Annotated in this window: 11 protein-coding genes; 9 read left to right on the forward strand and 2 right to left on the reverse strand. The window is 44.2% G+C overall.

Annotation, left to right across the window (positions count from 1 at the left end; translation table 11 throughout):
- Positions 1-39 precede the first annotated feature (39 nt).
- The 6 genes from purH to rodA all read left to right on the forward strand — a co-directional run bounded on the left by purH (position 40) and on the right by rodA (position 7,233).
- Positions 40-1,572, forward strand: a complete 1,533-nt coding sequence (purH, locus tag RBB12_RS00370) for a bifunctional phosphoribosylaminoimidazolecarboxamide formyltransferase/IMP cyclohydrolase (protein WP_306012347.1) — start codon at positions 40-42, stop codon at positions 1,570-1,572.
- A gap of 55 nt (positions 1,573-1,627) precedes the next feature.
- Positions 1,628-2,656 (forward strand): rod shape-determining protein, encoded by a 1,029-nt coding sequence (locus RBB12_RS00375; protein ID WP_127138234.1) that lies wholly within the window; start codon positions 1,628-1,630, stop codon positions 2,654-2,656.
- Positions 2,657-2,721: 65 nt separating this feature from the next.
- Positions 2,722-3,534 (forward strand): rod shape-determining protein MreC, encoded by an 813-nt coding sequence (gene mreC, locus RBB12_RS00380; protein ID WP_306012348.1) that lies wholly within the window; start codon positions 2,722-2,724, stop codon positions 3,532-3,534.
- On the forward strand, positions 3,531-4,037 hold the full coding sequence (locus RBB12_RS00385) for a rod shape-determining protein MreD (protein WP_293280376.1): 507 nt from the start codon (positions 3,531-3,533) through the stop codon (positions 4,035-4,037). Before mreC ends, RBB12_RS00385 begins: the two co-directional genes overlap by 4 nt.
- Before the next feature lie 54 nt (positions 4,038-4,091).
- Complete coding sequence (locus RBB12_RS00390) at positions 4,092-5,960, forward strand: peptidoglycan D,D-transpeptidase FtsI family protein (protein ID WP_306012349.1); 1,869 nt, start codon at positions 4,092-4,094, stop codon at positions 5,958-5,960.
- Entirely contained in the window at positions 5,950-7,233 is a 1,284-nt protein-coding gene (rodA, locus tag RBB12_RS00395) for a rod shape-determining protein RodA (protein ID WP_306012350.1), read from the forward strand. The genes RBB12_RS00390 and rodA overlap by 11 nt, the downstream gene beginning before the upstream one ends.
- On the opposite strand, the gene RBB12_RS00400 is transcribed toward rodA, so the two are convergent.
- The gene (locus RBB12_RS00400) at positions 7,230-8,027 is read right to left on the reverse strand and encodes a DNA/RNA non-specific endonuclease (protein ID WP_306012351.1); all 798 of its coding nucleotides are present in this window, start codon (positions 8,025-8,027) and stop codon (positions 7,230-7,232) included. The two genes, rodA and RBB12_RS00400, sit on opposite strands and share 4 nt — an antisense overlap.
- A gap of 89 nt (positions 8,028-8,116) precedes the next feature.
- Positions 8,117-10,291, reverse strand: a complete 2,175-nt coding sequence (locus RBB12_RS00405; protein WP_293280383.1) for a carboxy terminal-processing peptidase — start codon at positions 10,289-10,291, stop codon at positions 8,117-8,119.
- Between the two features lie 201 nt (positions 10,292-10,492).
- Between RBB12_RS00405 and surE the strand changes: the two genes are divergently transcribed.
- The 3 genes from surE to lpxB are packed head-to-tail and all read left to right on the forward strand — an operon-like array spanning position 10,493 to position 12,712.
- Positions 10,493-11,272 carry a 5'/3'-nucleotidase SurE gene (surE, locus tag RBB12_RS00410; RefSeq protein WP_306012352.1) on the forward strand — a complete coding sequence of 260 codons (780 nt, stop codon included), beginning with the start codon at positions 10,493-10,495 and terminating at the stop codon, positions 11,270-11,272.
- The gene (locus RBB12_RS00415) at positions 11,262-11,549 is read left to right on the forward strand and encodes a hypothetical protein (RefSeq protein WP_293288902.1); all 288 of its coding nucleotides are present in this window, start codon (positions 11,262-11,264) and stop codon (positions 11,547-11,549) included. Before surE ends, RBB12_RS00415 begins: the two co-directional genes overlap by 11 nt.
- A gap of 50 nt (positions 11,550-11,599) precedes the next feature.
- Positions 11,600-12,712 carry a lipid-A-disaccharide synthase gene (gene lpxB, locus RBB12_RS00420; RefSeq protein WP_306012353.1) on the forward strand — a complete coding sequence of 371 codons (1,113 nt, stop codon included), beginning with the start codon at positions 11,600-11,602 and terminating at the stop codon, positions 12,710-12,712.
- Positions 12,713-12,744 lie beyond the last annotated feature (32 nt).

Here is a 12,744-nt window from a genome sequence, read left to right on the forward strand (position 1 = left end):
TACTTTTGTACGCTTAAGAAATTGATTTTTAAGATAGAAATGAGTACTGCCAAAAAAGCCTCCGCTGCGTTGATTTCCGTTTTCCACAAAGACGGACTGGAACCTATTGTAAAAAAGCTGGACGAACTCGGTGTAACCCTTTATTCCACAGGGGGTACCGAAAAATTTATCCGTGACCTCGGTATCGATGTGGTACCCGTAGAAGACGTGACCAGTTACCCTTCCATTTTGGGTGGGCGTGTAAAAACATTGCACCCTAAGGTTTTTGGAGGCATTTTGAATAGGCAGGACAATGAAAGTGACGTGTCCCAAATGAAGGAATTCGATATTCCACAATTGGACATTGTGATTGTCGATTTGTATCCTTTTGAAAAAACGGTAGCCAGCGGCGCTTCGGAACAGGACATTATCGAAAAAATCGATATCGGTGGTATTTCCCTGATCAGAGCTGCTGCCAAAAACTTCAAAGATGTACTCTGCGTATCGTCCATGGAAGATTACGAAGACTTTTTGAACGTAATTTCGGAAGGAAACGGTAGCACGACCTTGGAAGACCGAAAACGTTTTGCCACCAAGGCCTTCAATATTTCATCCCATTACGATACGGCCATCTTCAATTATTTCAACAAAGAGAAAGAAGAAACCGTGTTGAAAATTAGTGAGACCAAAGGTAAGGTGTTGCGCTACGGAGAAAACCCGCACCAAAAAGGGTTCTTCTTTGGCGATTTTGATGCCATGTTCACCAAACTGCACGGAAAGGAGCTATCCTACAACAACCTGTTGGATGTGGATGCTGCCGTCAATTTGATGGGCGAATTCAAGAACGACGACCCCACTTTTGCCATCCTCAAACACAACAACGCTTGCGGATTGGCCACTCGAAGCACCATCAAACAAGCCTATGTGGATGCTTTGGCCGGTGACCCGGTTTCTGCCTTTGGCGGTATTCTGATTTCCAATGTGGAAATCGACAAAGCAACTGCCGAAGAAATTCATAATCTGTTCTGCGAAGTGGTCATCGCTCCAAGTTATACTGATGAGGCCTTAGAAATCTTGAAAGGCAAGAAGAACAGGATTATTTTGATTCAAAATGATATTGAATTGCCCGAAACATTGGTAAGAACCTGTTTGAACGGTGTATTGGTTCAGGATAAAGATTCCAAAACCGACTCCAAAGAAGATTTGAATCCAGTTACGGACAAAAAACCGACCTCTGAGGAGATAGAAGATTTGATTTTTGCTTCCAAACTATGCAAGCACACCAAAAGCAACACCATTGTTTTGGCAAAGAACAAACAGCTTTGTGCCAGTGGAACCGGACAGACTTCACGTGTGGATGCCTTGAACCAGGCCATTCATAAAGCAAAGTCCTTCGATTTTGATTTGGAAGGTGCCGTTATGGCCAGTGATGCCTTCTTTCCGTTCCCCGATTGTGTGGAAATTGCGGACAAGGCAGGCATCAAAAGTGTCATCCAACCCGGAGGTTCCATCAAGGACCAGTTGAGCATTGATTATTGCAATGAAAACGGATTATCCATGGTGATGACTGGTACTAGGCATTTTAAACATTAATTTTAGTACTTTAGCCGATAATTTTTACCGTTAATCCGAAAAACAGACGATTTGTATGGGATTTTTTGATTTCATGACCGAGGAAATAGCCATTGACCTTGGTACTGCAAATACCCTGATCATCCACTTGGACAAGGTGGTGGTTGACAGTCCCTCCATTGTGGCAAGGGACCGCGTATCAGGTAAAATAATCGCGGTAGGCCGCGAAGCTAATATGATGCAGGGGAAGACCCATGAAAACATCAAGACCATACGACCGTTGAAGGATGGGGTAATCGCTGACTTTGATGCCTCGGAAAAAATGATCAGTATGTTCATCAAGAACATTCCGGCACTCAAGAAAAAATGGTTCCCTCCCGCTCTGCGAATGGTCATTTGTATTCCTTCCGGCATTACGGAGGTGGAAATGCGAGCGGTACGTGAGTCTGCTGAGCGCGTTAACGGTAAAGAAGTCTATTTGATCCACGAGCCCATGGCAGCGGCCATTGGTATCGGTCTGGACATTATGCAGCCCAAAGGGAACATGATCGTGGACATAGGTGGTGGTACTACCGAAATTGCGGTGATTGCGCTTGGGGGTATCGTTTGTGACAAATCCGTAAAAATTGCGGGTGACGTTTTCACCAACGATATCATTTACTACATGCGTACGCAGCATAACCTGTATGTGGGCGAAAGTACGGCCGAGGCCATCAAAATAGAAATTGGTTCCGCCACGGAAGATTTAAAATCCCCACCAGAGGACAAGTCCATTCAAGGTCGCGATCTTTTGACAGGAAAACCCAAACAGGTTCAGGTTTCGTATCGGGAAATTGCCAAGGCCCTGGATAAAAGTATTTTGCGTGTGGAAGACGCGGTTATGGAAACGCTTTCCCAAACCCCGCCCGAACTTGCGGCCGACATCTACAATACAGGTATCTATCTGGCAGGTGGTGGTTCTATGCTCCGCGGATTGGACAGAAGGCTTTCACAAAAAACCGACCTACCTGTTTACATTGCCGAAGATCCATTGAGAGCTGTTGTTCGCGGTACAGGGATTGCGCTCAAAAACTTGGAACGCTATAAAAGTATTTTGATAAAATAGTGCCGTATTCCTTACGGTTCTATTACCTTCAAGGAGTTGAAAAACCTTCTTAACGATACGATTGCATGCAACGCATCATCAATTTTGTTTTACGCTACCGAAATACATTCCTATATGTATTTTTTGCGTTTATCGCCTTGGTGATGACCATCCGATCGCACTCCTACCATCAATCCAAGTTCTTTAATTCTTCCCGATGGGTGTCCGGAAGTATTTATGGCGCCGGGGCCGATGTTTCTTCCTATTTCAATTTAAAAAAGGAAAACAAAAGATTGGTTGAGGAAAACCAACGCCTGCGAAAAATGCTGTTCAATGCCCAAGATGACAGTGTAGCTCCCTTGGATTCCACTTTGGCCGTATACCAAGTGCTCAACGCCAAGCTCATCAAGAACAGTTTTACATCCCCTCGTAATTATGTGACCATTGACAAAGGAGAAAAAGACGGCGTTCATCAGGATATGGGGGTAATCACCACAGATGGTATTTTAGGTATCGTGGAAAACGTTTCGACCAACTTTGCCACCGTGCAAAGCGTGCTCAACACCAAATCCAATATCAACGCAAAAATTAAGGGTACAGAATACTTCGGTTCCTTAATTTGGGATGCGAAAAATTACAGGGTGGTCCAACTTATCGATATTCCCCGATTGGTTCCGGTGGTCGTAGGCGACACCATTGTTACAGGGGGAATGTCCAGCATTTTTCCGGAAAATGTACCCATTGGAACCATCAAAAAATACGACTTGAACGCTTCCCAAAGCTTTTATAACATCGATGTTGAACTGTTTTCCGATATGGCCAACATCAAAAATGTATATCTCATCGAGAATAAGGATAGGGAAGAAATCGAAGAACTGGAATCAAGGACTATAGAATGAGCAGCACCCTAATCATAAATATCTTACGTTTTGTGCTGCTGGTCATCACACAGGTGCTCATTTTTAACAACCTGAACTTTTTAGGGTTCATCAATCCCTTTGTGTACGTAATCTTCTTTTATTGGTATCCCATCAAAGGAAATAGGGCCATTTTTATGCTGAGTGCTTTTTTGTTGGGGCTAGTCATCGATATTTTTTCGGATACCTTGGCGCTAAATGCACTGGCTTCCGTAACCATTGCCTATGCCCGACCTTCGATCATGCGCTTTTGTTTTGGAGTAAACTATGATTTCCAGAGTTTCAGTTTTAAAAATACGACCAAGGTACAACGGGTCACCTTTTTGGCGTTATTGGTGATACTGCATCATTTGATATTCTTTTCGTTTGAAATTTTAAGTATCGCCCATATCCTATTAATTTTGAAAAAAGTTCTTGCCACGGGCATGGTAACTTTAATACTTTGTGTATTATTCAGTTCACTTTTTAGTCCAAAGAGCGAATAAAAACGTAGTTTTTATCGTTGGGTATATATTGACGCCCAAGAATTTAGATTGGTCATGAAAAAATTATTGCTATCCTCCATTATTGTGCTCATAGGATTTACCTTTATCGGTAGGCTTTCCTATTTGCAATTGTTCCGTTTTTCGCCGGACCAAATACTGGACGATCCGGCCATCAAAAAAGTATATGACTATCCCGAACGCGGCTACATTTACGATAGGAACGGCAAACTTTTGGTGGGCAATCAACCGGCTTATGATGTGATGGTCATCCCACGGGAGGTAAAACCATTGGACACACTTGAATTCTGTAGTCTGCTGGGCATTGACAAACCTGAGTTTCTTTCCAAAATGGAAAAAGCTAGGAGGTACTCACCTCGGCTCCCATCGGTTTTGGTACCCCAACTTTCCAAGGAGGATTACGCCAAGCTTCAGGAAAAAATGCGCCATTTTACCGGTTTTTATATCCAAAAAAGGTCGTTGCGCTATTACAACACCAAAAGTGCCGCCAATGTTTTGGGGTATATCAGTGAGGTTAACGAGTGGGACCTTAAGAACAACCCTTACTATGTTGCGGGAGAGTTAAAAGGGCGAACAGGTATTGAACAACAATACGAGGAAATCCTTAGGGGACAAAAAGGTGTGAAACACATCCAAAAAGACCGCTTTAATCGGGATATTGGACCTTATAAAGATGGGAAATTGGATACACTGCCGCAACAAGGCAAGGAAATCCATATCACCTTGGACAAGACCTTGCAGGAATATGGGGAGAAGCTCATGCACGGTAAACGCGGCGGTATTGTGGCCATTGAGCCCAAATCCGGAGAAATCTTGGCCATGATTTCAGGTCCAACCTACGACCCCGCACTTTTGGTGGGCAGGGAACGCTCCAAAAATTATAGCAAGCTCCATTACGATACCATTGCCAAACCCACTTGGGACCGTTCCATTTTGGCCCAGCCCTCGCCTGGCTCTCCTTTTAAGACCTTGAATGCACTTATCGGCCTACAAGAAGGCGTCATTGACGAGGATACGAATTTTAGATGTTATCATGGGTTTTATGTGGGCAACACACTTCGAGGCTGTCATTGCGGAGGTGGTGTCCGCGACTTGAATTCTGGCATCTACCAATCCTGTAATGCCTATTTTGCCGGGGTTTTTAGGAAGATTTTTGACAAATATAATACCACGGACGAAGGAATGTCCGTTTGGGAAAAGCATATGAAAAGCTTTGGTTTGGGCGATTTCTTGGGCACCGACCTTCCCACCGGAGCCCCTGGTAGAATTCCTGATGTGGCCTATTATGATAAATGGTATGGGAATGGCCGATGGGCTGCTTCCACTATTATTTCCAATTCCATTGGCCAAGGCGAAATCGCTGCCACACCCTTACAATTGGCCAATATGACGGCTGCCATTGCCAACCGTGGTTATTTCTACACACCACATGTTATCAAAAGTATAGGTAATAAAGGTGACATTAACCCAGAATATACCGAACCCCGCTACACAACCATCGACCGAAAACATTTTGACCCTGTAATCGAGGGCATGGCCAACGTTTACAATTACGGTACTGCCAGATGGCTCAAAATTCCAGGGATCGATATTGCCGGAAAGACGGGTACGGTTGAGAATTACATACGCGTGGATGGTGAACGTATGCAGCTAACGGACCACTCCGTTTTCGTAGCCTTTGCCCCGGTGGAGAACCCACAGATTGCTTTAGCGGTTTACATTGAAAATGGATATTATGGTGCACGTTATGCTGGACATATCGCTTCCCTATTGATTGAAAAGTATATCAAAGGGGAAATCACCAGAAAAGATCTGGAAAAACGAATGCTGGAAAAAACCTTGGAGCACGAGTATGCCAAGCCTTACAGCGGCGAACCCTTTGAAATCAACGAATATGTCTGGTAGAGGACCTTTCGGAAGGTTGGATTGGGTTTCCGTCATACTCTACGCCCTCTTGGTATTTATCGGGTGGCTCAATATCTACTCTACTTCCGTAGGGGAAGCGGACACCTCTCTTTTCAATTTTTCCACCCTCTATGGAAAACAGCTCTTTTTTATCGGACTGGCAGCCTTGGGTATTTTATTTGTCCTTTTTGTGGAGTCACAATTCTTTGAACGATTTGCATCCATTTTTTACATTGTGTCCATCGTGTTGTTGCTGGGTCTCTTCGTCTTTGGTAAAACCATTGCAGGGGCAACTTCTTGGTATGATTTGGGTTTTTTCAATCTCCAACCCTCCGAGTTGGCCAAAGTTGGAACGTCGCTGGCACTGGCCAAATTTTTGAGCGACATCCAAACTGACATCCGCACCGGAAGACACCAGATATATGCTTTGGTCATTATTCTATTGCCAGCTGTGCTGATACTTCCCCAGCCCGACCCGGGGAGTTCCCTCATCTATTTTTCCCTGTTTTTTGTCCTTTTTAGGGAAGGATTCCCCATTTATTATTTGGGTATCCTCATTTTCGCCGTAGTTTTATTTGCAACCACCCTAATGTTTGGTACTGTTTGGGTCGCCATTGGACTGGTGATTTTGACACTGCTTGTCTACACCTTCAAAAAGGCTTCCGTAAAGATTCCCATATTGCCAGTCTTGGGAGTCATTGTAGTTGCTATCCTCTTTTCGCTATCTGTAAATTTCGTATTTGAAAATGTGTTTGAACAGCGTCACCGCGACCGCTTCGCCCTTTGGTTGAGTTTGGAAAAGGATGAGGAAAAACTGGATGAAATCCGAAAAACAATCGGCTACAATACCTATCAATCCGAAAAAGCCATTGAATCTGGCGGCTTTACCGGAAAAGGATTTTTGGAAGGTACCCGAACCAAGGGCGATTTTGTACCCGAGCAGCACACCGACTATATTTTCAGCTCCGTAGGAGAAGAATGGGGTTTTCTGGGCACCTCAACCGTTATCCTATTGTTCTCGTTGTTCTTTTTACGGTTGATTTATATTGCGGAGCGGCAAAAAAGTGATTTTAGCCGCATGTATGGCTATGGAGTGATTTCCATTTTGGTGTTCCACTATTTTATCAACATTGGAATGGTCATTGGATTATTGCCTACCATTGGCGTGCCTTTGCCATTTTTTAGCTATGGCGGTTCTGGACTCATTTTCTTTACGATGTTGTTGTTCGTTTTCCTAAAACTGGACTCCAACCGATTGAAGGACGGTATCTAGAACTTCCAACCCCTAACCTTCACTTCGGACTCTATGTTGGACTGCCAGTCCTGCGACTGCTTTTCAAAAAAATCGATGCCCGTTCTTTTTTCGATCTCATCGATAGGTACCAAAAACTGCTCCAAGGGTTGCTGACTTTCCTTGGCCGGCATCAAAAAACCCAAAGCTCTGGCATCTTTGGCTTTACCGCGCATCACAATTTTGTAATAGGATTTGGGCACATCCACATCTTCATCGCCTATCTCCAGAAGGTCATTTTCCAGCACTCCCCCCGTAATCACCATCAAATCACCATATTTCTTGCACCAATAGCGAACCTTCTGTTCCAATCGGTTCCAAATACCTGCATTAAAATCCCTGTCCTGCGGGCTTATGTTACTGGTATAAAAAGTTTCATTGTAGGCCTGTTCCGAAAAGCGGCGATCTCCTGCGGGACACAAATGTCCACGATCATATCCAGAACCTCGATAATTGCGCCAGTCGGCCGACTTTGTACTTACTTTGGGGTCTTCTATAAAATAAGGACGTTCCCTATCGTCGTAGGTCAAATGCTCTTGTTTGAGGGTATAAGCCACCCATTCGGCTTGTTCGTGCGGTTCACTATAGGACAATGTATAATACGAATGCTCTACGATTTCACCCGTTGTGGAACTCGGTAAAAACCCGGAAGCAGCCACATTCGCCTTGGATGTGCTTGGATCCGAATACGTAGCCGGAGTATAAAAGTTTTCGAATAGCCAAAAACCCACAATACAAACCAACATGAGCAGGGTATAAATCGTTCTTTTTCTCATTTGATGCCTAAATCCCTTGAGTTGGGGCGAAAATAAATAAAAAAGCCAACTCAAAATGAGTTGGCTTACATTCGTATGATGTGTTCAGTTTATCCTTTATTGACACTGGCCAGTTCGCTCTCCTTCTTTTTGATATTGTTTTGATGAAGATCCCTAAGCACATTCACTGCCTCTTCCACATAAATATCCCGAGCCAAATCTTGGTGCCATCTGTTCCTTTTCTCACGAAGCACTGAATCTTGTGTGAACAATTCCTTTTCGTACTGCAAGGAACTGAACGATAACTTGGAATCGTAATCCCTCAGGCTCTTAAACTTTTCTGCCCGTTTTTTGGCTTCTTGCTCCTTTGAGATGTAATCGTCGTATCTCAAGGAAATCAGGTTTTCATCCTGTTGCTCTTTCACCCATCTGGCATTTTCTTCGATAAGCTTAATTTGTTCGTTGGTGGCCATACGGTCCTTGCTCTTTTTTACAGCATCGTCAAAATCAATGTAACCGTCCCAAACCTCATAGTCGGCTGGTGTGATTTTATCCCAACCCAACGGATTTTGCTGATCGCGCTCGCCCAAATCGATATAGCTATATCTGTCTGGAACTACAATATCACTTTTTACACCTTCCAACTGTGTGGAGCCTCCATTGATTCGGTAAAACTTCTGGGTCGTCAGTTTGATGGCTCCCAAATCACCGTGTTCGTTTCCTCGAACAATACCATCCAAAGGAATCACGTTTTGAACGGTTCCCTTACCAAAGGTTTGTTTGCTCCCTATGATGACCGCTCGTTTATAATCTTGCATGGCAGCTGCCAATATCTCGGAGGCAGAGGCAGACAATTCGTTCACCAAGATGACCAAGGGACCATCCCACTGGATACGCTCATCCTTGTCTTCATGGACTTCTTTTCGCTGACCCGAAGAACGTACTTGAACGATAGGGCCATCCTTAATGAACAATCCTGCCATTTCTACCACAGTCTTCAGAGATCCTCCTCCATTGTCACGAAGATCGAGAATGATTCCTTCGGCACCGGCCTCTTTGAGTCGTTCCAATTCCTTCGCCACATCGGTCGCTGCATTTCTTTCGGAATAATCCTCAAAATCAACATAGAATTTTGGGAGATTGATCAATCCAAATTTTTCGTTGCCGGCGTCAATGGTCGCGGATTTTGCATAAGATTCCTCCAATTCCACTACATCGCGGGTAATGGAAACGGTTTCAATCGTCCCGTCCACTTTCCTAACGGTAAGATCAACCACGGTACCTTCTGGGCCCTTGATCAATTTAATGGCATCTTCCAAACGCATTCCCACAATATTGATAGGCTCTTCGCCATCTTGTCCCACTTTTAGGATTTGATCTCCAACCTCCAAGGATTGGTCTCTCCAAACGGGACCGCCAGAAATAATTTCAACGATTTTGGCCCCTTCGGGTTTCTTTTGCAATCGTGCCCCGATTCCTTCAAATTTTCCGGACATTCCAATATCAAAACGCTCCTTTTCCTCAGGCGCAAAATAAAAAGTATGTGGGTCAAATTCCTCTACAATGGTATTCAAGTATTGCACGAACCAATCTTTTCGTTCCAAATCGTCCACAAAGTCGAAAAATTCATCCAAGGTATTTTTGGTGACCTCCCTAGCCTCCTCCTCAATTGCAGCCTTATCTATGGAACTGGGAATCTCGTTAAAAGCCATCACTGCATCGGCATTAAGACTGCCATCGGCGTTGGCATCGGCAATTCGGTTATCGATTTTATCATCAAATACGTTGAGGGTATTGTATTTCAATTGTTTCCTCCAACGTTCTTTGAGTTCTTTTTTGCTCGTTGCAAACTCTTGCTTATCGTAATCGATCTCGATGGTTTCATCGATACTGTAATCGAATGGTTGGGCGAGGACTTCTTTATAGATTTCCTTGGCCTCATCCATACGGACCATCAACCGCTGATAGACGGCGTTGAAAAACTCGATATCCGTATTCCTGATCTCGTCATCGATCATGAAACGGTATTTTTCAAATTCCCTGATATCGCTTTCCAAGAAATAGCGCTTGGTGGGGTCGATGACCTCTATAAAGTCATCAAAAACATTGGAACTAAAGGTGTCGTTCACCTCTTTGGGCTCATAATGGCCCCTTTCCAATACGTAGGAAATCAATTCCAATAAAAATTTATCCTTGTCATCGTTATCAAAAGACTTGTTGGTAAAGCTGCAGGAGGCGACTGCGACAAGAATAACCAAAAGTGCCAAAATAAAGTTCTTTTTCATAATCTGATTTTTCCGGAACGAAACAATCTGACCTCATACTGTCAAATCTTCATTGTATCTTCCTTCGTTTCTACTTGTATGAATTCCCTAAGATACAGAAAAAACCGTGCCAGTCCTTTCAGGCGGATTTAATTTTTTGTTAAACGCCCAGGCCTTCATATCCTTATGAAAAACGTATTTTTATAGCTTAAATTATCCGAGATGGAAAAACCGCTTATTTTGGTCACCAATGATGATGGAATTACAGCTCCCGGCCTAAGGGCGCTCATACGCACCATGAAAGAGATCGGTGAAGTGGTGGTGGTGGCTCCGGACAGTCCACAAAGCGGCATGGGACACGCCATTACGGTGGACAGCACCCTCTTCTCCAAAAAGGTGGTCGTGGACCATAAGGAAGGTGCCCCAAGCGAATATAGTTGCAGTGGAACTCCAGCCGATTGTGTAAAATTGGCGCTTCGCGTGATTTTGGACCGAAAGCCTGATATTTGCGTAAGCGGCATCAACCATGGTTCCAATTCATCCATTAACGTAATTTATTCGGGCACTATGAGTGCGGCCATCGAAGCGGGTATCGAAGGGATTCCTGCCATCGGCTTCTCCCTCTGCGATTATTCTTGGGACGCGAATTTTGAGCCTGCACTGGGCGCTATCAAAAAAATTGTGTTGGAGGCACTGACCCATGGTATTCCCAAAGGGACCGTATTGAACGTAAACATTCCAAAAACGGAAAAAGAACCAAAGGGAATTCGTATCTGCAGACAGGCTAGAGGCAATTGGAAGGAGGAGTTCGACAAACGCACCAGTCCGTCCGGAAAGGATTACTACTGGCTCACGGGTGAATTTGAGCTTTTGGACAAGGGAGAGGATACTGACGAATGGGCCTTGGCCAACGGTTTTATTTCCGTAGTACCCACCCAATTCGACCTGACCGCGCATCACGCCATACCACAAATAAACAACTGGAACTTAAATGAACAATAGAAAAGAAATCATCATAGGATTTATTGTAGGAATCATAGCCAATACCTTTGGTACTTTGCTGTACATACTCCTTTTTTCCGATTTGGGGATTACCACCACCTTTAATGCTGCCGTGGAGCAAGGTCATATTGGCAGTTTACTGGCATTGGGCGCCATTTTGAATTTGGTAGCCTTCTTTGGTTTTTTGCGCATCAAACGGGACCAACGCGCCAAAGGCGTTATGCTGGCCACCTTGGTCACTGCACTGGTTATTTTGGCCTACAAAGTAATGGCTTAAACCTTTGGTTTTGAAATTGATGGTTGAATTTTGAACTTGGACACTTACCCATGAAATATTACATCATCGCTGGCGAAGCATCGGGCGACCTGCACGGGTCCAATTTGATCAAGGCACTCAAAAAAGAGGATAGCGCTGCAGAAATCCGTTGTTGGGGCGGTGATTTGATGCAGCAGGCCGGGGGCGATTTGGCCAAGCATTACAAGGATATGGCCTTTATGGGATTCTTGGAGGTCATCCTTAACATCCCAACAATTTTTAAGAACATTGCCTATTGTAAGGAGGATATCCAAAAGTTCCATCCAGATGTGGTGATTTTTATCGACTTCTCGGGGTTCAACCTTAGGATTGCCAAATGGGCAAAAGCCAACGGGTTTAAGACCAATTACTACATCTCACCCCAAATTTGGGCGTCCCGAGAAGGACGGATTTCCAAAATCAAACGGGATATCGACCAGATGTACGTTATCCTTCCCTTTGAAAAAGATTTTTATGAAAAAAAACACGGCTATCCTGTTCAGTTTGTGGGCCATCCCCTCATTGATGCCATCGAGAACACTCCCTTGCAAGACAACGAAACCTTCAGAAAGGAGAACGGTTTAGACCCTAAAAAGCCCATTATTGCCCTATTGCCAGGAAGTAGAAAACAGGAGGTGCAAAAAATGTTAGAGGTCATGCTATCCGTAAAAAAGGACTTTCCGGAGTACCAGTTTGTGATTGCGGGCGCGCCAAGTCTCCCAGATGATTTTTACACTCCTTTTTTGAAAGGTGACAAAGTGGAATACGTTTCCAACAAAACCTACACCCTGCTCAAACACTCCCACGCCGCCATGGTCACAAGTGGAACGGCAACCTTGGAAACCGCCCTTTTTGGAGTACCACAAGTGGTCTGCTACAAGGGCAACTGGATTTCGTACCAAATTGCCAAGCGCATTATTACCTTGGATTATATTTCGCTGGTCAACCTGATCATGAAACGAGAAGTGGTGAAGGAACTCATTCAAAATGATTTGACCTCCAAACAGCTCAAAGCAGAGCTTACCAAGATTGTGGATGGTCCAGAGCGCGAGCGAATACTATCCGACTACGTCGAACTCAAGGAAAAACTGGGCGGAAAAGGGGCCAGTGAACTAGCTGCTCGATTAATTGTGAAAAATGTGTAGTTTTATCATCCAAGAAAGTAAATCTATTCTTG

The organism is Allomuricauda sp. MMSF_3307 (assembly GCF_030733585.1).
Lineage (GTDB): Bacteria > Bacteroidota > Bacteroidia > Flavobacteriales > Flavobacteriaceae > Flagellimonas.